Here is an 18,543-nt window from a genome sequence, read left to right on the forward strand (position 1 = left end):
GCGCCGCGCCGGTCGCGACGAGGCCGCCGAGCGCGGCGCCCGCTCCGGTGGTGAGAATGCATCGCCTGCTGAAACTGCTGGCCATGTGGGGGAAGGTCCTTCCAGGGCTTGACTCCTATGGCGGTGCCGCTACGGCGGCACCGTAAGTCTGTGATCGACGGCCTCCGCCGCGCGTCGCCCGGAAGCCGACGACGGGTTCAACCGTTCGATTGAAGGGAGCGGCCCGAGCGGTCCGGCCACCCGCCACCGCACCAGACCCCGCACCCCGTCCCCGCACCCCGCTGCCGCACCTCATCCGTCACAGGTCGAGCACCTGATGCCGCCCAAGGTCCAGCAGTCCAACGTTCCGCCGGCTGCCGATGGGGACGGCGACGGAGCTCAGTGTGTGAGGGCCGTTCCCTCGTCGCCCGCCTCCAGCAGGTCCAGCGCCCGTTCCCAGTGGAACCGCTCGCGCCCGCCGCCCTCCTCGACCCCGCCCGCGTACGGATCGCCGAACCGGACACCCATGCCGCGCAGCCGCTCCAGGCTCGCGCGGTACGCCGGGTGCGCGGCGAGCGCGTCGGCCACGCAGGGCAGGACGGCGATGGGCACGCCGAGCCCGTACGCCTCGCACAGCGTGCCGACGGCGAGGGTGTCGGCCATGCCCGCGGCCCACTTGTTGACGGTGTTGAAGGTGGCGGGCGCGACCACGACCGCGTCCGGCGGCGGGAAGGGGCGCGGGTCGCCGGGCCGCCGCCAGGCGGAACGGATCGGGCGGCCGGTCTGCGCCTCGACCGCCGCCGTGTCGAAGAAGCCACCCATGGCGACGGGCGTCGCGATGACCCCGACCTCCCAGTCGCGCTCCTGTGCGGCGGTGATCAGCCTGCTGACCTCCACGGCGATCCCGGCGGCGCAGACGACGACGTAGAGGAAGGGTCTCCCGCCCTGTCCGGGCCCGGCTCCGGTCGCGTTCCCACTCGCAGTCACCGTCGAACCCTATAGAACCGGGCTCGGCCTTTCCGGGTCACCTCTCGACGAAGCGTTCGACGTCGCCGGCGGTCGGCCGGAGCAGTCCGTCGCGTACGGCGAGGGCCGTGGCCTCGGCGCGGGAGGCGGCGCCGGTCTTGCGCAGCAGATGCTCGACGTGGGTGTGCACGGTGCGCGGGGACAGGAACAGCGCCTGGGCAATGGCCTGGTTCGTCTGACCGGTGGCCGCCCGGGTGAGGACCTCCAGCTCGCGCGGGCTGAGCCCGTACGGCAGCGGGGCGGGCGTCTCGTGCACGAGGACCGCCCGGCGCACGACCGCCGAGCCGAGGGCGTGGCGGCGGACGGTGACCCGGTACCAGTCGGGGCCGACGGGCCAGAGCAGGCGCAGCCGGGTGCCGTGCGAGTCGGTGAAGGCGCGCAGGAGACGGCGGAACCCGGTGTCCTGGAGGACCAAGGCAGGGTCCCGGCCGGGGAGTTCGAGGATGTCGTCGGCGACGACCAGGCTCGCCCCGCCGTCCGCCGGGAGGTCGGGGAGGTCGCCCGCGTGCGCGGTGGGGTCGGCCAGGACGCCCAGGGCGGGCAGGAGGGAGGCCAGCAGCCGGCGGGTCCCGGTGTCGTAGGCGTCGGGGGTCGCGGTGGAGAGGGTGATCAGGCCGACGAGGCGGCCGTGGTGGCGCAGGGCGCCCGTGACCGCGTCGCGCACGGCTACGGCGTCAACATGAACCCGGCCATCAAGTGGACGATCTCCGACCTGATGGCGGAGGTCGTGGGCGCGCAGCGGTCGGCGTACCGGTGGCCCGCGCGCTCGGCCTTCGACGCGGGGGTCGCGGTGTGCGCCGGCTCGGACGCGCCGATCACCGAGCCCGACTGGCGGCAGGGTGTCGCCGGGATGCTGCTGCGCGAGTCGAAGGCCAGCGGCCGGGTCAGCGGACCCGAACAGCGCGTGGAACTCGCCGAGGCGCTGCGGGCGTACACGATCAACCCCGCGCGACAGGACTTCGCCGAGGAGTGGAAGGGGTCCTTGGAGGTGGGCAAGGTGGCCGACCTGTGCGTCCTGGACCGGCCGCTGCTGGACATCGACCCGCGTGACATCACCGGGGTCCGGGTGGACATGACGGTGTTCGACGGCGGGGTCGTCTTCGAACGCTGAGCCGTTCGGTGCGAGGGGCCGGCGCCGCGAGTGCGGCGCCGGCCCCGCCGTGCCCTCAGCCCGTCAGCCCGTCAGACCGTCAGACCGTCAGCCCGTCAGCGCCGTCACCCGCCGCATGACCTCCTTGCAGAAGGCGCCCACCCCGTCGGGGTCGTCGATGAACTGGTTCGGCTTGACGCAGAAGGTCGTGAAGCCCTGCTCCAACTGTTCCGGTATCGAGGCGAGGGCGGCGCCGAGGTCCGCCGGGGCGTGGTCGTCGGGGAAGACCGCCTGGGTGCCGCCGATCATCTCCAGGTCGGCTGCGTCCCGTCCGGCGGCGGCCATCGCCTCGTGGAGCGCCTTCAGGTCGTCCGGGGTGGGCCGCCCGAGCGGGTGGAAACCGTGGCCGTAGCGGACCAGCCGACGCAGTACGGGACCGTGCAGGCGCTGTCCGCCGAACCACAGCCTCGGGCCCTCGGGGCGGTACGCCTTGGGCTCGAAGTAGACGTCCCGGAACGGGTAGTGCTCGCTGTCGTGGGAGATCGGGGACGGCCCCCAGGCCTTCGCCCAGACCTCCAGGTGCTCGTCGAGCAGCCTGCCGCGCCCGGCGAAGGGCACGCCGAGCGCGTCGTACTCGTCCTTGCTCCAGCTGACCGTGGGCTGCACCAGCAGCCGTCCCTCGCTGAGCAGGTCCAGGGTGCCGAGTTCCCGGGCCATCAGCAGGGGGTGGCGCAGCGGGGCGAGGACGGCCGCGGCGGCCAGGCGCAGGCGCTCGGTGACGGAGGCGATGGACGCGAGGAGGAGCAGTGAGTTGGGCCAGGGGGTGTACGGGTCCTGATTGCCGGGGAGGGCGTAGTCGCGGGGGTTGCCCATGATGCCGTCGGCGGCGGCGTCGGGGCCGAGCACGATGTGTTCACTGACCATGACGGAGTCGAATCCGGCGTCCTCGGCCTCGCGCGCCCACCGGACGGCGGCGGGCAGGTCGGCGCGGCCGCCGGTGAGGGTCCAGTTCTCGCTGAGGACCAGCAGCATGCGGGGGGCGGTGCTCATGGGGTATTCCCTCTTCTCCGTACAATTTGACACCGAATGACCGAACCATCGATCCAAGGAGCACCCGTGCCCGGCCAGCGATCCATCACCGAAGCCGAGAAGCTCGCCGCGGCGAAACTGGGGGACTTCCCCATCCGCCGGGACCAGATGGCGGCGGTGGCGAACATCTACCGGGCCGCCTCGGCTGTGCGGCAGCACCTGGAGAACTCCGTGCTGCGCGGCTCCGACCTGACCTGGACGGCGTTCGTGGTGCTGTGGGTCGTGTGGGTGTGGGGCGAGTCCGAGACCCGGCACGTGGCGGAGGAGGCGGGCATCTCCAAGGGCACGCTCACGGGGGTGGCCCGCACGCTGGAGTCGCGTGGGCTGGTGCGGCGGGCGGCCCATCCGACGGACGGCCGACTGGTGCTGCTGAGCCTCACCGACACGGGCGAGGAGCTGATGCGGCGGGTGTTCCCGGCGTTCAACGAGGAGGAGACCTTCGTCACCGGGCAGCTCAGCGACGCGGAGTGCCGGAGCCTCGCGGAGGGGCTGCGCAGTGTCGTGCTGCAGGTCGAGGAGCACGGCGAGGAGCGCCGCCGCACCCTGCTGAACGGCGCCGAGCCCGCGCCCCGTCGCAGCGGTCGGCGTCCGAAGGCCTGAGGCCGCCGCGCATGGCGCACGAGTCCGTCCACGTCCGCGCCTTTCATATCGTTTGGATTCAAACAAGGTAGGCAGGCGCGGAACCACGGTCAAGAGCCGGCGGTAATTCGCTTGCGGGGGCGGGCACGCGAGCCCAGGATCTGCCCATGCTCATCAACGACGCCTTCCTGCCGCTGCCCCTCGCCACCGCCTCGCCGGTGCGGGCGCAGCAGCGGACCGGCCGACCGTGGGGACCGACACCGCCCCGGTCGTGACGGCCGCGCTCGTCGCGGGGCTCCTCGCCGGCTATGGCATCGCCATCCCCGTCGGAGCCGTCGCGACCTACCTCGTCTCCCTCACCGCCCGTACGTCCCTGCGGACCGGAGCCTGCGCCGCGCTCGGCGTCGCCACGGCCGACGGACTGTACGCCCTGCTCGCCGCCCTCGGCGGTACGGCCCTCGCGGCCGCCCTGCAACCGGTACTGGTGCCCCTGCGCCTGGCCTCGGCCCTGGTGCTCCTCGCCCTGGCGGTACGCGGCGCGGTCACGACCCTGCGCCAGTACCGCGCCCGGCGGCTCACCACCCGCCCGCAGCGGGACCCGGTGAGCCCGGCCCGCGCCTACGCCGCCCTCCTGCGGATCACCCTCCTCAACCCCACCACGGTCGTCTACTTCGCCGCGCTCGTGCTCGGCAGCCGCGCCACCGACGCCGTCAGCCCACTGGAACAGGCGGTGTTCGTCCTCGCCGCGTTCCTCGCCTCCGCGAGCTGGCAACTGCTGCTGGCGGGCGGCGGGGCGCTGCTCGGCCGGGCGCTGACCGGACACCGGGGACGTCTGGTGACGGGACTCCTGTCGAGCGCCGTGATCGCGGTGCTGGCGGCACTCATGCTGGGGCCGTCACCCGGTGCGTGACACGGTCCGTGAAGGCGGGCGGGTCCCGTGTGCGGGTGGCCGGACGAGGATGAATCCGGGAGGGGCAGGTGTTGAATGCGGAGACAGTCCGTACGCGACAACAAGGGACGGTAGTCATGCCACTTGAGGGCGAATACGTGCCCAGCCCGACGCAGTGGGTGCGCGAGCAGGTCGAGTTGTACGAGAGCTCGGGCGGCACACAGGGGACGACGTTGCTGGACACGGGCCTGCCGGTCATCGTGCTCACCACGCGCGGCGCGAAGAGCGGGAAGCTGCGCAAGACCCCGCTGATGCGGGTGGAGCACGACGGGCGGTACGCGGTCGTGGCCTCGCTGGGCGGGGCGCCCAAGCACCCGGTCTGGTACCACAACGTCAAGTCCGACCCCCAGGTCGAGCTCCAGGACGGGCCCGCCCGCCGGGAGCTGACCGCGCGCGAGGTCACCGGGGACGAGAAGGCCGAGTGGTGGGACCGGGCGGTCGCCGCGTACCCGCCGTACGCGGACTACCAGAAGCAGACCGACCGGGAGATCCCCGTCTTCGTGCTGGAGCCGGCGAAGGGGTGACGGCCCACCGGCCACGGCACCGGACGACTCACCGACGGTGAGTGAGCGCATGTCGCGGCTGCCGGGAAGCGTGGAGAAAGAACTTTCGACGCGTCGCGCATGATCCCCCGCACACCGGGCAACCGAGTCTCAGGCCCCGCCGCGTTCCCCCGTCGCGGCGGGGCTTTCCCCTGCCCGCTCCCCCGGCCCCGTCTTCTCCGTCACGTCGAGGAAGATCTGGTCGGCCTCGGGGACGACGTGGGCGATGGAGCCCTTGATACGGACGGCGACCTCCTCGACCTCCTCGCTGTCGAGGCCGGGGACGAGGTCGACCCGGGCCGCCACGAGGGTGGAGTCCAGGCCGAGTTGCATGGTGAGCAGGGCCTCCACGCTGTCGATCTCGGGCTGCGCCTCCAGCAGGGAGCGGATCCTCCGGCTGGGTTCGGGGTCGGCGGCGACCCCGATGAGCTGTTCGCGGGCGTCCCGCCCGAGCCAGTAGGCGACGTACACGAGCAGCGCCCCGATCGCGAACGAGGCGGACGCCTCCCAGATCACCTGGCCGGTCACCATGTGCAGGGCCATCCCGGCGATCGCGAGGGTCACGCCGAGCACCGCCGTGCCGTCCTCGGCGACGACCGTACGCAGCGCCGGGTCCCGGAGTCCGTCGACGCCGCCCTGCCCCCGCACCTGGTGCAGGGCGCGCAGCAGCGAGGCACCCTCGGACAGGAGTGCCACCCCGAGGACGGCGATGCCGACGACATAGCCGTCGTAGGACTCCGCGCCCCCGGCCGTCAGGGCGTGGACCGCTTGGTAGAAGGAGAAGCAGCCGCCCATCACGAAGATGCCGACGGCGGCGAGCAGGGACCAGAAGAAGCGCTCCTTGCCGTAGCCGAAGGGGTGTCGGCTGTCTGCGGGGCGGCGGCTGCGGCGCAGCGCGGCCAGGAGGAAGACCTCGTTCAGGCTGTCGGCGACCGAGTGGGCGGCCTCCGAGAGGAGGGCGGGCGATCCGGCGAGGAGTCCGCCGACGGTCTTGGCCACGGCGATCACGAGGTTGGCGCCGAGGGCGACGAGGACGGTGATCCGGGTCCTGTGGTCCTCCCGCGCCTTGCTCTCCTCATGGCTCCCCGGTCCTTCGAGAACCGCCCCGCCCCGGTCGTCCGTCGTCTCCGTGCCTGCTGATGTCCGCGTCACTTTCGCCGACTGCCCCGGCCCGTCGCGCTCACACCGTGGGTGTCGCGGAAATCGGGGAACTCCATCAGGGCATACGTATCCGGACGGACCGGGAGGGCGGACGGCATGAGTGTCGGCGAGGGGAACGAGGCGTACGGGAGGAAGGCGTTCAGGCGGTCCAGGAGCCACTTCGCGGACCGGATCACGGCCGACGGCCGGGACGGCTGGCCCGTGGAGGCCGGCCGCTACCGGCTGGTGGTCAGCCGGGCCTGCCCCTGGGCCAGCCGGGCGGTGGTCTCGCGGCGGCTGCTGGGCCTGGAGGACACCCTGTCGATGGCCGTCGCCGACCCGATCCAGGACGACCGCAGCTGGCGTTTCACGCTGGATGCCGACGGCCGCGACCCGGTGCTCGGCATCCGGTTCCTGAAGGAGGCGTACGACGCGCGGGAGAGCGACTACCCGGGCGGCGTCAGCGTCCCGGCGATCGTCGACGTGCCGAGCGGCGAGCTGGTCACCAACGACTACCAGCGGCTCACCCTCGACCTCGCCACCGAGTGGACCGACCTGCACCGCAAGGGCGCGCCCGACCTGTACCCGGCGGCCCTGCGCGACGAGATCGACGCGGTGATGGCCGAGGTCTACGAGGACGTGAACAACGGGGTGTACCGGGCCGGGTTCGCCACGGGCCAGGAGGAGTACGAGAAGGCCTGCGCCGGGGTGTTCCGGCGGCTGGAGGCGCTGTCGGAGCGGCTGGCGCGGCAGCGCTACCTCGTCGGGGAGACGATCACGGAGGCGGACATCCGGCTCTTCACCACGCTGGTGCGTTTCGACCCCGTCTACCACGGTCACTTCAAGTGCAACCGCTGGAAGCTGGCGGAGGACCGGGTGCTCTGGGCGTACGTCCGTGATCTCTTCCAGACCCCCGGATTCGGCGACACCGTCGACTTCGACCACATCAAGCGGCACTACTACCAGGTGCACACGGGCATCAACCCGACCGCCGTGGTGCCGCTCGGGCCCGATCTGGCGGGCTGGCTCACGCCCCACGGCCGCGAGGACCTGGGCGGCAGCCCGTTCGGGGACGGGACACCACCGGGGCCGGTGCCCGCCGCCGAGGTCGTGGCCCCGCGGGGTCGGCCCTGACCCCGCGACATCGCCGCACACCACATCGCCACACGTAGGAGGAGGACCAGATGTCCAAGAAGAAGAAGCTCCCGCTCGCCTACCAGCCCCTCGGCTTCGCCCTCGGCTGGGCGGGTGGTGCGCTGGCCTCGCTGGCGTTCCGCAAGACCTGGAAGCTGATCCGGCACGAGGACGACGCGCCCGACGCCCTGGACCGGGATCGCGGCTGGGGCGAGGTGCTGTTCGCGGCGGCCGTGCAGGGCGCGATCTTCGCGGTCGTGCGCAGCGCGGTGGACCGCACGGGCGCCAAGGCCATCGAGCGGTCCACCGGGGTGTGGCCGGCCACCGAGAAGGGAGGCCGGGACTGAGGTTCGGGGCCTGCCCGGTGCCCCGTCGGTCCGGGGCACCGGGCAGGCCCTGGCCGCACTAGCCCTGCTTCGGGGCCGTGGAGTGTTCACGGCGCAGGGTGAAGGAGTGGCCGGCGGGGTCGGAGTAGCCGCGTTCCTCGAACGGCCCGGACGCGTCCTTCGTGTCCACCGGACGCCCGCCGAGGGAGACGATCCGCCGCTCGGCCTCGTCCAGGTCGTCGACGTAGAAGTCCAGATGGGCCTGGAGGGAGTTCTCGGGGCGGGGCCAGCTCGGCGGGGTGGCGTTGACGTCCCGGCGGAACGCCAGCCGGGTGCCACAGGCACCCTCGATCTCGACGCGGTTGGCCGTCGCGTGCGTCTCCTCCCCGTCGAGCAGCTCCTTGTAGAACACCGCGAGCTTCTCCGGCTCGGCGCAGTCCAGCACCACGAGGCCCGCCTGTACCAGTGCCATGTCTCCTCCGTACGGGTTCCCGGGCGCGGGGGACGGTTCCACCGCCGCCCATACGCTCCCCGGGTACCCGCCGGCTACAGGTTCAGCCGCAGTGTGAGTGCCTGCGGCCGGAACGACTCCCGCTCGTAGAAGCGGATGCCGTCCGCGTTGGCCGCCGAGGCGGTCACCTCCGCGTGCGCCGCGCCCTGTTCCCGCGCCCACACCAGGAAGGCGTCGACCAGCCGGGCCCCGACGCGGGCGTGCCGGTGCTCGGGCCGGACGTACAGCGCCATGAGGGTGGCCGATCCGACGGGGCGCAGGGCGGTGGGCCCGGACATCGATCCCGACAGATGGCCCACCACCTCCTCGCCGTACAGCGCGGCCAGCAGCAGCCGGCCGGGGTCCTGGAGGGCGGCCGTGAAGGCCTCGGCACCGTGCCTGCGCGGCCAGTCCACGTTCAGGCTGGGGTCCCGTTCCCCGCCGTCCTCGGCGAACAGCCAGGAGCTGGAGACGACGATCCCCGGCACGTCCTCGGCGCGGGCGCGCCGCACGATCACCTCTTGCTCACTCATGGACGGGAACCTAGCGGCAGGGTCCGACAACGCATCGGCGACGACCACGGGCACCCCGGGTGGACTTCCTGGACAGTGGTCCAGCTATAGTGGACATCTGTCCATGAAGTTCGGAACATCGAGTGCACTACGGAGTCTGTTGACCATGGAGATCCTGGCGAACGTGCTGGTCGCGCTGGTGGCGGTGCTGCACGCGTACATCCTGGTGATGGAGATGTTCCTGTGGCAGAAGAAGCCGGGGATGTCGTTCCACGGGCTGGACGCGGAGATGGCGAAGCGGACGGCGGCGATGGCCGCCAACCAGGGGCTCTACAACGGCTTCCTCGCCGCCGGTCTGGTGTGGGGCCTGATCGCCGCCGACCCGACCGGCTACCGCGCCCAGATCTTCTTCCTCGCCTGTGTGATCGTCGCCGGTGTGTACGGCGCCGCCACCGCCAACCGCCGCATCCTCGTCGCCCAGGCCCTCCCCGGCGCGCTCGCCCTGGCCGCCGTCCTCGTCGCGGGATGACCCCGGAGGACCCCCGGACCACGGAGGACCCCCGGGCCGCCCGCACCCGGGCCAGGCTGCGGGAAGCCCTCCTCGACGAGTGCGCCCGGCACCCGCTGCACGAGATCGGCGTGGCAGCGCTGGTCCGCCGGGCAGGGGTCGGCAGGGCCACGTTCTACGTGCACTACCCCGACCTGGAGGCGCTGGCCGTCGACGCCTGCGCCGATGTCGTACGGGAGGCCGTCGAGGCGCTGCACGCCTGGCGCGGGCGCCCCGACCCGGTACGGGCGCCGGCAGCCCTGCCGGAGTTCTTCGCCGGTCTCGCCCCGCACGCGGCCCTGTACCGCACCCTGCTGGCACCCGGTGGCGGCGGGCCGCTCGGCCGGGTCCTCCACCGCGACCTGCGCGCCTACAGCCTCCGCGAACGCGAACTCGCGGGGGCCGCGGACGCCCCACTGGTGGCCTCCGCCGTGGCGGCCACCTTCGCCGGGGTCCTCGCCGACTGGCTGCACGGCCTCCTCGACGGCACGCCTCGGGAGATCGCCGACCAGGCGTGGCAGTTGCTGGTGGCGCTGCACCGCAGCCGGTGAACCCATCGAAGGGGCTCAGGACGTGCGACCGCCCCGTGGGTGACCCGGTGTTCGGGTCACCCACAGGGCCGGGGTCACGCGGGGAGGACGTGCCCCGGCGGGAGATGGCTCCTCGGGACGTCGGAACCCGTCAGAACGTCAGCACGGGCTTGATGGTCTTGCCGCCGCTCATGTCGGCGACCGCCTGGTCGATGTCCTCGAACTTGTAGCGGCTGATCAGCCGGTCGAGCGGGAGCTTGCCCTCCTTGACCAGCTGGACGAGGACCGGGATGGCGGTCTGGATCTCGTTGTCGCCGAGGGTGAGGCCGACGACGCGCTTGCCGCCGAGCATGCCGTTGACGTCGAGGGAGACCTCGGTACCGAACGGCGGGGCGCCCACGATGACGAGTGTGCCGCGCGCGGCGAGGGAGTCGACGCCCTTGCGGAGCACGAAGACGCTGCCGGTGGTCTCGACGACGCCGTCGGCGCCGCGGCCCCCGGTGATCTCCATGATCGCCTCGGTGATGTCGGCGACCTCACCGCCGTTCACCGTGTGCGTGGCGCCCAGTTCCTTGGCCAGCTCCAGCCGTTCGCCGACCTTGTCGACGGCGATGACCGTGGTCGCGGGGGTGAGGGCCGCCGCCATCACGGCGGAGAGGCCGACGGCTCCGGCGCCGAGGACGACGAGGGTGCTGCCCGCGCGGGGCTCCAGCACGTTCCAGACGGCGCCGACGCCGGTCTGGACGCCGCAGCCGAGCGGGGCGATGGTGTCCAGCGGTACGTCCGGGTCGACCTTGACGAGGCCGCGCTCGTCGACCAGGGCGCGCTCGGCGAAGGAGGACTGGCCGAAGAAGTGGCCGCCGAGGTCCTCGCCGTCGCGGCTGATGGTGCTGGTGCCGTCGGCGCGGCGCCCTCCGAGCAGGTTCAGCGGGAGCCAGGTGGCGCAGTACGCCGGGTGTCCGTCACGGCAGTTCTGACAGCCGCCGCAGGAGGTGAAGGACAGCACGACGTGGTCGCCGGGCACGACGGAGGTGACACCGGGGCCGACCGCCTCGACGACACCGGCGCCCTCGTGGCCGAGTACCCCGGGGAGGGGGAAGGGCAGCCCGCCGCTGGCGACACCGAGGTCGGTGTGGCACAGGCCGGCGGCGACCATGCGGACCAGGGCCTCGCCCTGCCCCGGCTGATCGAGGACGACCTCGGAGAGGGTGAAGGGAGCGCCCCCGGACTCGACCACGGCGGCGCGTGTGGTGGTGGACATTCTGACTCCTTGTCTGTCCGTGAGCCGCCGGAGCGGGCGGTTCACGAGTGATCCCGGGGAGGCGCTCAGTCGAGCGAGACGACGACGGACTTGACCTTGGTGTAGGACTCCAGCGCTTCGGGGCCGTACTCGCGCCCGAAGCCGGAGGCCTTCACGCCGCCGAAGGGCACGGCGGGGTCGAGCATCGGCCAGTCGTTGACCCAGACGATGCCCGCCTGAAGGCGGTCGGCGACGCGGTGGGCGCGGGTGAGGTCAGTGGTCTGGATGCCGGAGGCCAGGCCGTACGGCGTGGAGTTGGCCAGTTCGACGGCCTCGTCCTCGGAGTCGAAGGGCTGCACGGTGAGGACCGGCCCGAAGACCTCCTCCTGGACGACCCGGGAGTCGTTGGTGAGGTCGGCGATGACGGTGGGCTTGTAGTAGTAGCCGCCGTCCAGGTCGAGGCGCTCGCCGCCGCAGACGATACGGCCGCCCTCCTTGCGGGCCAGCTCGACGTACTCCTCGACCTTCTTCAGGTGCCGCTCGCCCGCCATCGGGCCGATGACGGTCTCGGGCTGCCGGGGGTCGCCGATCGGTACGCCGGGCACGGCGTCGGCGAGGATGCCGACCACGGTGTCGTGGACCGAACGGGCGACCAGCAGGCGGGGACCGCCCATGCAGAACTGGCCGGTGTTGAAGACGAAGCCCTTGATGATGGCGCCGATGGCCTTCTCGATGTCGGCGTCCTCGAAGACGAGGTGCGCCGCGTTGCCGCCCAGCTCCATCGTGACCTGCTTCAGGCCCTCGCCTGCGACGCTCGCCGCGTGCCGGCCGGTCGCGGTGGAACCGGTGAAGGCGATCTTGTCGACGCCGGGGTTGCGCAGCAGCGCCTCGCCCGCGACCGGGCCCGTGCCGGTGACCACGTTGTAGACGCCGTCCGGGACACCGGCCTTCTTCAGGAGCCCCGCCATGTAGAGGGCGCTGAGCGGGGTCTCCTCGGCCGGCTTGTGCACGACCGTGTTGCCGGCCGCGAGCGCGGGGGCGATCTTGGAGCCGGCCAGGATCAGCGGGAAGTTGAACGGGGTGATCGCGCCGACCACACCGATCGGGCCGCGCCGGGTGTAGGCGAGGCGGTTGTTCGGGACGTCGCGGGCGGAGCCGTCCAGGGACCAGGCGAGGGAGGCGTAGTACTCGTAGTCGTTGGCCGCGTTGGTCACGTCGACCGCGTGGGCCAGGGTGATGGGCTTGCCGACGTCACGGCTCTCGATGGCCGCGATCTCGTCGGCGTTCTCCCGGATCAGCTGGGCGACGCGGTTCAGGATCCGACCGCGCTCGCGGCCGCTCAGCCCGGACCACGTGCCGCCGTCGAACGCCTCACGTGCGGCGCGCACGGCGGCGTCGACGTCGGCGGCGCCCGCTTCCGCGACCGTCGTGACCACCTGACCCGTGGACGGGTCGATCACGTCGGCGCGTGCCCCGTCTGTCGCCTCGAGCCACTGTCCACCGATGAACAGCCGCCCGGGCCCGCTCTCGAAGGTGGTCGTCATTGCCCACTCCTCAGCCTTGATTCAGCCTGATCGCCAAGATTTCAACCAACAGGATTCCTGTTGGTTCGCAGTTTCATTACACACAGGTTTCCTGTCAATGCCTTACGCTGACCCCATGGTCGGCACCAAGGCACCACCCTCCCTCCTCTACATGGTCAAGCAGGTCGAGCTCGTTGTCCGCTCGCGCCTGGACGAGCTGGTGAAGCCGGCCGGGATCACGGCCCTGCAGTACACGTCCCTCACCGTCCTGGAGCGGCACGACGGACTCTCGGCCGCACAGCTCGCCCGCGACTCGTTCGTCACCGCCCAGTCCATCGCGGATCTCGTACGGAGTCTCGAGAACCGGGGACTCGTGCGCCGGGAGCGCAATCCGCGCAATCGGCGCGAGCTGCTGATCCTGCTGACCGACGAGGGGCGCGAGCTGCTCGCCCACTACGCCGAACCCATGCGTGACCTGGAAGAACGCATGATCAGCGACCTCACGGCACACCAGGCCGACCAGTTCCGGCAGGCACTGTCGAAGGCGTGGCACGCCCTGTCGTAGGGGGCTCTGCACAGAACTCCGGACAGATTGCCGGAGAAATCGAAGACATATGTCAATCGAACATGCTGAAATTCACCCTGACGAGGGTAACTTGCAGGGCAGGGACGGGTTTTGCCCTCTTGTCCGTCCTGACACAGTCCGGTTGGAGACGATGCCGTCGTGTCGAGCGACCCCACACCGCCCGCGACCGGGTACCTGCGCGTCCGCGCGGACCGCGGCCGTACCGTGCTCGAACTGCACGGCGAGATCGACATCGCGGCGGCCGTGGAGATCATTCCGCACCTCGACGCGGCGACGAGCCGCCCCGGCGCCCGGATCGTGATCGACCTGAGGCAGGTCGAGTTCTTCGACTGCTCGGGCCTGCGGCTGCTCTACCGGGCCCGGCAGCGCGTGCTCGACCGCGACGGCGAGCTGCGCCTGGTCTGCACCCACCCGCTCACCCTGCGCGTCCTCAAGGTCACCGGCCTGGCCCGGCTGCTGCCGCCCGCCCCGTCACTGGACGCGGCCCTGGAGCAGCCCGAAGCCGCGTCCGGCACCGCGTCCGGCGCTTTATGACCCCACCCCTCCGGCCTCGCCGTTCTCCGCCCTCGGTTCCATCCGTTCCCTCCGTTCCCGCTATTCCCTCGACGGCGCGTCGAACAGGGCGCTGACGGACTCTCCGTTGTGGATGCGCCGCACGGCCTCGGCGAGCGCGGGGGCGATGGAGAGGATCTTGAGCTTCTCGGTGCGCTCCTCCACGGGGACGGGCACCGTGTTGGTGCAGACGATCTCCAGGATGTCGGGCTGCGCACTCAGCCGCTTCAGGGCGCCCGCCGCGAACAGTCCGTGGGTGCACGCCACCCGGATCGAACGCGGCCCCAGCTCCCGCAGCCGCTCCAGAAGTTCCAGGACGGTGCTGCCCTTGGCGATCTCGTCGTCGAGGACGATCACATCCCGCCCGGTGACCTCTCCGATCACCGAGTTGATGCTCACCCGGTCGTCCGCGAACCGCTGCTTGGCACCCGCGGCGACCTGAGCGCCGATCATCCGCGCGAACGCCGCCGCCTCCTTGGCGTTGCCCAGGTCCGGCGACACGACCGTCGTACGGGTCAGGTCGTACTGCCGGAAGTGCGCGGCCAGTTCGCGCAGGGCGTGCAGATGATCGACCGGCACCGAGAAGAAGCCGTGCACCTGCGGTGAGTGCAGGGTCATGGCGAGGACCCGGCCGGCACCCGCTGCCACCATCAGATCGGCGACCAGCCGGCCGCCGATGGAGATACGCGGCGCGTCCTTCTTGTCGGAGCGGGCGTAGGAGTAGTGCGGCATGACCACGGTGATCCGGCCCGCCGAGGCGCCGCGCGCCGCGTCGCACATGAGCAGCAGCTCGACGAGATGCTCCTGGACGGGCGCGACCAGCGGCTGGACCAGGAACACGTCCTTCTCCCGGCAGTTGGCCTGGAGCTGCACCTCCAGACAGTCGTTGGCGAAACGGCTCACCCGGGACGGGCTCAGGGGCACCCCCAGGTGCGCGCACACCTCGTCCGCGAGCTCGGGGTGGGCGCTGCCGGTGAAGACGGCGATGTCACGCACGGTCGGCTCCTCGCATGAACATGATCATTAAGGGCTGCGCGGCTCATGCTACTGGCCGCCCGGCCTACGCCGATTCGGCACGGTGGCCCGGACGGGCCGCACCCCCGGTCTACGGCGAAGTGCGGACAATCACCAACTCGGCGTTCCCCCCGGGCCTTTGCGGGCATTCGTTGAAAGAGGAAGGAGGACCGTCGACATGACGACGTCCATCAAGCGCACGCGTCTGCCCGGCTGGGCCAAACTGCTCACCGCCGTGGTCATCCTCATCGTGGTGCTGCTGGCCGCGCTGAGGATGCTGGTCTTCGGGGGGCTGGAGGACGTGTTCGGCACCGAGGAGCACGACCGCTCGGGGCCCACACTCCTGAAGTCCATCCAGGACATGAGCCGCTACGACGCCGCCTCGGGCAACTTCCAGGTGGTCGTCGACCTCGAGAAGGACGCCAAGTACCTGCCGGACGCGATCCGCGGCACCCGCACGCTGTACGTCGGTGCGGGCACCGTCGACGCCTATGTCGACCTCGGCCAGGTCGGCGACAACGACGTGAAGGTCGACGACGACCGCACGTCGGCCACCATCAACCTCCCGCACGCACAGCTCGGCAAGCCGGCCCTCGACACCGAGCACTCCTACGCCGTGTCCAAGCAGCGCGGGCTGCTCGACCGCCTCGGCGACATCTTCTCCGACAACCCCAACGGCGAACAGGCCGTGCAGCGCCTCGCCGTCAAGCACATCGGCGACGCCGCGAAGGACAGCAAGCTCACGGACCGTGCCGAGGCCAACACCACCGACATGCTCGAAGGACTGCTGACGTCCCTCGGCTTCAAGGAGGTGAAGGTGACGTACGGGTCCTGACGGGTCCTGACGGGCACCCGCGCTCTCCCCGGGTTCGGGGAGAGCGCGGGTGCACGTCGGATCGTCCGCCGCCTCCGCACGTCCGCGCCCTCCCACGTCCCGCACTCCCGGGCGCCTCTCCGGCGCCCCTCGAACGGGAGCGGGCCTGTGTCACTCGCAGCCCGGAGTGCCCAGGGAGGGCGAGGGAAACCCGCGAAACCCGGCGGACGACTTTCTGCAAGGGTCGTCCGGGCGGGAGTCGTGGGCCGCTTCGGGGGTAACCACCTTGTGACAGAGGGAAGTTGAAATCGGGAGGGTCGCATGGCCGGCACCACGTCAAGTTCCCGTTCCAGAGCCTCCGGCCGCCGCCCCCCGGCGGCCGCGGGCGTTCGACGACCACTCCCGCTGCCCCTGCGGCTGCTGGCGATGACACTGGCCTTCATGGCCATGGTGGCCTTCGGCGTGGTGCTGGCCGGGCTCACCCTCCAGCCGTCCCCGGCGTCGGAGGCGCTCACCCACAGCAACCTCCACCCCGGCAGCTCCCTGAAGCTCTACTGGCACCACCCCGACCCGCGGGACGCGATCAAGCAGGTCGGCGGGAACATCCTGCTGGGCGTGCCGTTCGGGATCCTGCTGCCGGTGCTGGCGCCCGGGGCACGCGGCCTGCTGCGCGTGCCCGCCCTGACCGCGTTGATGATGCTGCTGGTCGAGCTGGTGCAGGGGGCGCTCGTCACCGGACGCGCGTTCGACATCGACGACGTCATCCTCAACACGACGGGCGCGCTGCTGGGCTATCTGCTGCTGGGCCGCCGACTCGGCCGGGCGGTGCACGCCCGAGTCCCGCGCGAGCCGAAGGCAGCACCGGCCCAGCGGAAGGCACCGGCTCGGCGGAAGGCACCGGCCCGGCCGAAGGCTCCGCGCGGCGGCTGGGCACAGCGGCTGCGCTTCAGCCGGGGCAAGAAGGCTAGTGCCGCGTCCAAGTGAATTTGTCGCCGCCCACCCAGCGGACCTGGTCGGGGTCGTCGAGATCGTGGACGACGACCCCGTAGGCGGCCGCGGCCCGCAGCACGTCCGTCAACGTCTTCGCCTCGCCGACCACCTGGCCGTCGATCTCCACGATCCGGAACGGCGGCGTACCGGGCTGTACCCCGAGCACCAGGACCCGGGGATGGGAAATGTAGGGGCTCGCGCTTTCGGTCATGTCTAGAGCGTAGATCGGTTCCGGCGGCGGTGACCGGGCGAGGCCCGGGCGGGTGAGTCCGGCCGTCCGTGATCGTTCGGCCGCCGTGCGGGTACCCGGGGGCTGCGCGACGCTGGAAGCGGGAGGCTGGAGGTGCCATGGATCCCGTCGAGGCCCTGGACCGGATCGCTTTCCTGCTGGAGCGGGACCGGGCCCCCACCTATCGTGTACGCGCGTTCCGTACGGCCTCCGCCGTGCTCGGCGCGCTCCCGGCGGACGAGGTGGCCGAACGGGCGACCACCGGGTCGCTGGAGTCGTTGAAGGGCGTCGGGCCGAAGACCGCGCAGGTGGTGCGCGAGGCGCTGGCCGGGGAGGTGCCGGGCTATCTGCGGCAGCTGGAACAGGGGACCGAGGCCCCGCCGACGGGCGAGGGCGCGGGTGCGGAGCTGTTGAAGCTGATCCGGGGCGACTGCCATGTGCACTCCGACTGGTCGGACGGCGGCAGCCCCATCGAGGAGATGGGCCGGACCGCCGCGCGCCTCGGCCACGACTGGACCGTGCTCACCGACCACTCCCCCCGGCTGACCGTCGCCCGCGGCCTGTCCCCGGAGCGGCTGCGGGAGCAGCTCGACGTGGTGGCCGCGCTGAACGAGACGTGGGCGCCGTTCCGGCTGCTCACCGGTATCGAGTGCGACATCCTCGACGACGGTTCGCTGGACCAGGAGCCCGAGCTGCTGGACCGGCTCGACGTGGTGGTGGTGTCCGTGCACTCCAAGCTGCGGATGGACGCGCGTGCGATGACCCGGCGGATGGTCGCCGCCGTCCGTGACCCGCACTCCGATGTGCTGGGGCACTGCACGGGGCGGCTGGTGACCGGGCGGGAGCGGCCCGAGTCGGAGTTCGACGCGGAGGCGGTGTTCGCGGCGTGCGCGGAGACGGGGACGGCCGTGGAGATCAATTCCCGCCCGGAGCGGCTGGATCCGCCCCGGCGGTTGGTGCGGGAGGCCGTGGAGGCGGGGGTGTTGTTCTCGGTCGACACGGACGCGCATGCGCCGGGGCAGTTGACCTGGCAGGTGTACGGGTGTGCTCGGGCGGAGGAGTGTGGGGTGCCGGCGGAGCGGGTGGTGACCACGTGGGGGGTGGAGGAGCTTCTCGGGTGGGCTCGGGATCGGGAGGTTCCGGAGGGGGTGCTGAGTGCCTGACCGCTCGGAGGGGTTCGGGGGGTTCGGTGGGTTCGGGGGGTTCGGTGGGTTCGGCGCGTGCGGGTGCGGCGTGGCTCGTCGCGCCACGCGGCGGAGCCGCATATGGATACAGCTCCGCGCCCCTGAGGGCGCGTGTGTCGGAGTCTTCAGAAAGGTGAGCCATGGGTAGGGCCGCTGTTTTTGATGTCGACGGGACCCTTGTCGACAGTAATCACCTGCATGTCGTCGCCTGGTGGGAGGCGTTTCGACAGGGTGGGCACCACGTGGCCATGCATGACGTTCATCGGGCGGTGGGGCTGAGGTCCGGGGATCTGATCACGCATGTGCTGGGTGAGGAGCCGGACCCGGAGGAGAAGGACGCGCTCAGTGCGGCGCACAAGGCGTTGTACGGGACGTACTTCGAGCGGCTGCCCGCCTTGCCGGACGCCGGGCGGCTGTTGCGGCGGCTCGACGGGCAGGGCTGGAGCGTGGTGCTGGCGACCTCGGCGAGCGGGGCGGA

General features: G+C 71.6%; 23 protein-coding genes and 1 pseudogene. 14 read left to right on the forward strand and 10 right to left on the reverse strand.

Annotation, left to right across the window (positions count from 1 at the left end):
• Positions 1-378: 378 nt before the first annotated feature.
• Both AWZ10_RS01245 and AWZ10_RS55440 read right to left on the reverse strand, forming a co-directional pair.
• Complete coding sequence (locus tag AWZ10_RS01245) at positions 379-966, reverse strand: flavoprotein (RefSeq protein WP_046706475.1); 588 nt, start codon at positions 964-966, stop codon at positions 379-381.
• A 37-nt stretch (positions 967-1,003) separates the two neighbouring features.
• A complete protein-coding gene (locus tag AWZ10_RS55440; protein ID WP_319062758.1) occupies positions 1,004-1,669 on the reverse strand; it encodes a helix-turn-helix transcriptional regulator in 666 nt (221 codons plus the stop codon).
• Between AWZ10_RS55440 and AWZ10_RS01255 the strand changes: the two are divergent.
• A pseudogene (locus AWZ10_RS01255) lies at positions 1,664-2,116 on the forward strand (amidohydrolase family protein); the annotation flags it as partial. The gene AWZ10_RS55440 and the pseudogene AWZ10_RS01255 sit on opposite strands and share 6 nt — an antisense overlap.
• Before the next feature lie 87 nt (positions 2,117-2,203).
• On the opposite strand, the gene AWZ10_RS01260 reads toward AWZ10_RS01255, so the two are convergent.
• Entirely contained in the window at positions 2,204-3,145 is a 942-nt protein-coding gene (locus AWZ10_RS01260; RefSeq protein WP_046706472.1) for an LLM class flavin-dependent oxidoreductase, read from the reverse strand.
• Positions 3,146-3,211: 66 nt separating this feature from the next.
• On the opposite strand from AWZ10_RS01260, the gene AWZ10_RS01265 reads away from it, so the two are divergent.
• From AWZ10_RS01265 to AWZ10_RS01275, 3 genes are all read left to right on the forward strand, one after another.
• Entirely contained in the window at positions 3,212-3,784 is a 573-nt protein-coding gene (locus AWZ10_RS01265) for a MarR family winged helix-turn-helix transcriptional regulator (protein ID WP_046706471.1), read from the forward strand.
• A 250-nt stretch (positions 3,785-4,034) separates the two neighbouring features.
• Positions 4,035-4,673 (forward strand): LysE family transporter, encoded by a 639-nt coding sequence (locus AWZ10_RS01270; protein ID WP_208618430.1) that lies wholly within the window; start codon positions 4,035-4,037, stop codon positions 4,671-4,673.
• Between the two features lie 116 nt (positions 4,674-4,789).
• Positions 4,790-5,236 carry a nitroreductase family deazaflavin-dependent oxidoreductase gene (locus AWZ10_RS01275; protein ID WP_060890231.1) on the forward strand — a complete coding sequence of 149 codons (447 nt, stop codon included), beginning with the start codon at positions 4,790-4,792 and terminating at the stop codon, positions 5,234-5,236.
• 129 nt (positions 5,237-5,365) lie between these two features.
• Here AWZ10_RS01275 and AWZ10_RS01280 read toward each other — a convergent pair whose 3' ends face one another.
• A complete protein-coding gene (locus AWZ10_RS01280; protein ID WP_046706469.1) occupies positions 5,366-6,406 on the reverse strand; it encodes a cation diffusion facilitator family transporter in 1,041 nt (346 codons plus the stop codon).
• Between the two features lie 105 nt (positions 6,407-6,511).
• On the opposite strand from AWZ10_RS01280, the gene AWZ10_RS01285 reads away from it, so the two are divergent.
• Positions 6,512-7,528 (forward strand): glutathione S-transferase family protein, encoded by a 1,017-nt coding sequence (locus tag AWZ10_RS01285; RefSeq protein WP_046706468.1) that lies wholly within the window; start codon positions 6,512-6,514, stop codon positions 7,526-7,528.
• Positions 7,529-7,578: 50 nt separating this feature from the next.
• On the forward strand, positions 7,579-7,875 hold the full coding sequence (locus AWZ10_RS01290; protein WP_037698587.1) for a DUF4235 domain-containing protein: 297 nt from the start codon (positions 7,579-7,581) through the stop codon (positions 7,873-7,875).
• A gap of 58 nt (positions 7,876-7,933) precedes the next feature.
• Here the strand turns inward: AWZ10_RS01290 and AWZ10_RS01295 are convergent, their stop codons facing one another.
• Both AWZ10_RS01295 and AWZ10_RS01300 read right to left on the reverse strand, forming a co-directional pair.
• The gene (locus AWZ10_RS01295) at positions 7,934-8,326 is read right to left on the reverse strand and encodes a VOC family protein (protein ID WP_046706467.1); all 393 of its coding nucleotides are present in this window, start codon (positions 8,324-8,326) and stop codon (positions 7,934-7,936) included.
• Between the two features lie 74 nt (positions 8,327-8,400).
• A complete protein-coding gene (locus AWZ10_RS01300; protein WP_046706466.1) occupies positions 8,401-8,877 on the reverse strand; it encodes a GNAT family N-acetyltransferase in 477 nt (158 codons plus the stop codon).
• A 145-nt stretch (positions 8,878-9,022) separates the two neighbouring features.
• Between AWZ10_RS01300 and AWZ10_RS01305 the strand changes: the two genes are divergently transcribed.
• Both AWZ10_RS01305 and AWZ10_RS01310 read left to right on the forward strand, forming a co-directional pair.
• Positions 9,023-9,385, forward strand: a complete 363-nt coding sequence (locus AWZ10_RS01305; RefSeq protein ID WP_046706465.1) for a DUF1304 domain-containing protein — start codon at positions 9,023-9,025, stop codon at positions 9,383-9,385.
• Entirely contained in the window at positions 9,382-9,954 is a 573-nt protein-coding gene (locus AWZ10_RS01310) for a TetR/AcrR family transcriptional regulator (protein WP_046706464.1), read from the forward strand. The genes AWZ10_RS01305 and AWZ10_RS01310 overlap by 4 nt, the downstream gene beginning before the upstream one ends.
• Positions 9,955-10,084: 130 nt before the next feature.
• On the opposite strand, the gene AWZ10_RS01315 is transcribed toward AWZ10_RS01310, so the two are convergent.
• Both AWZ10_RS01315 and AWZ10_RS01320 read right to left on the reverse strand, forming a co-directional pair.
• The gene (locus AWZ10_RS01315) at positions 10,085-11,194 is read right to left on the reverse strand and encodes an NAD(P)-dependent alcohol dehydrogenase (RefSeq protein ID WP_046706463.1); all 1,110 of its coding nucleotides are present in this window, start codon (positions 11,192-11,194) and stop codon (positions 10,085-10,087) included.
• A gap of 65 nt (positions 11,195-11,259) precedes the next feature.
• Positions 11,260-12,717, reverse strand: a complete 1,458-nt coding sequence (locus AWZ10_RS01320; RefSeq protein WP_046706462.1) for an aldehyde dehydrogenase family protein — start codon at positions 12,715-12,717, stop codon at positions 11,260-11,262.
• A 115-nt stretch (positions 12,718-12,832) separates the two neighbouring features.
• Here AWZ10_RS01320 and AWZ10_RS01325 point away from each other — a divergent pair, with 115 nt between their 5' ends.
• Both AWZ10_RS01325 and AWZ10_RS01330 read left to right on the forward strand, forming a co-directional pair.
• Entirely contained in the window at positions 12,833-13,261 is a 429-nt protein-coding gene (locus AWZ10_RS01325; protein ID WP_046706461.1) for a MarR family winged helix-turn-helix transcriptional regulator, read from the forward strand.
• 159 nt (positions 13,262-13,420) lie between these two features.
• Positions 13,421-13,816, forward strand: coding sequence for an anti-sigma factor antagonist (locus AWZ10_RS01330; protein ID WP_046706460.1), 396 nt, complete (start codon positions 13,421-13,423; stop codon positions 13,814-13,816).
• A 60-nt stretch (positions 13,817-13,876) separates the two neighbouring features.
• On the opposite strand, the gene AWZ10_RS01335 is transcribed toward AWZ10_RS01330, so the two are convergent.
• On the reverse strand, positions 13,877-14,830 hold the full coding sequence (locus tag AWZ10_RS01335; RefSeq protein WP_046706459.1) for a ribose-phosphate diphosphokinase: 954 nt from the start codon (positions 14,828-14,830) through the stop codon (positions 13,877-13,879).
• A gap of 196 nt (positions 14,831-15,026) precedes the next feature.
• On the opposite strand from AWZ10_RS01335, the gene AWZ10_RS01340 reads away from it, so the two are divergent.
• Together AWZ10_RS01340 and AWZ10_RS01345 are read left to right on the forward strand one after the other, a co-directional pair.
• Positions 15,027-15,683, forward strand: a complete 657-nt coding sequence (locus tag AWZ10_RS01340) for a DUF4230 domain-containing protein (protein WP_046706458.1) — start codon at positions 15,027-15,029, stop codon at positions 15,681-15,683.
• Positions 15,684-15,983: 300 nt separating this feature from the next.
• Positions 15,984-16,646, forward strand: coding sequence for a VanZ family protein (locus tag AWZ10_RS01345; RefSeq protein WP_046706457.1), 663 nt, complete (start codon positions 15,984-15,986; stop codon positions 16,644-16,646).
• On the opposite strand, the gene AWZ10_RS01350 is transcribed toward AWZ10_RS01345, so the two are convergent.
• Positions 16,627-16,863, reverse strand: coding sequence for a hypothetical protein (locus AWZ10_RS01350; protein WP_046706456.1), 237 nt, complete (start codon positions 16,861-16,863; stop codon positions 16,627-16,629). The genes AWZ10_RS01345 and AWZ10_RS01350 overlap by 20 nt on opposite strands.
• A 137-nt stretch (positions 16,864-17,000) precedes the next feature.
• Here AWZ10_RS01350 and AWZ10_RS01355 point away from each other — a divergent pair, with 137 nt between their 5' ends.
• Both AWZ10_RS01355 and AWZ10_RS01360 read left to right on the forward strand, forming a co-directional pair.
• Entirely contained in the window at positions 17,001-18,044 is a 1,044-nt protein-coding gene (locus AWZ10_RS01355) for a PHP domain-containing protein (RefSeq protein ID WP_060890232.1), read from the forward strand.
• 161 nt (positions 18,045-18,205) lie between these two features.
• On the forward strand, positions 18,206-18,543 hold a 338-nt coding region (locus tag AWZ10_RS01360), incomplete at its 3' end, for an HAD family hydrolase (protein ID WP_159058192.1).

Source organism: Streptomyces europaeiscabiei, from assembly GCF_001550375.1.
GTDB classification, from domain to species: domain Bacteria; phylum Actinomycetota; class Actinomycetes; order Streptomycetales; family Streptomycetaceae; genus Streptomyces; species Streptomyces europaeiscabiei.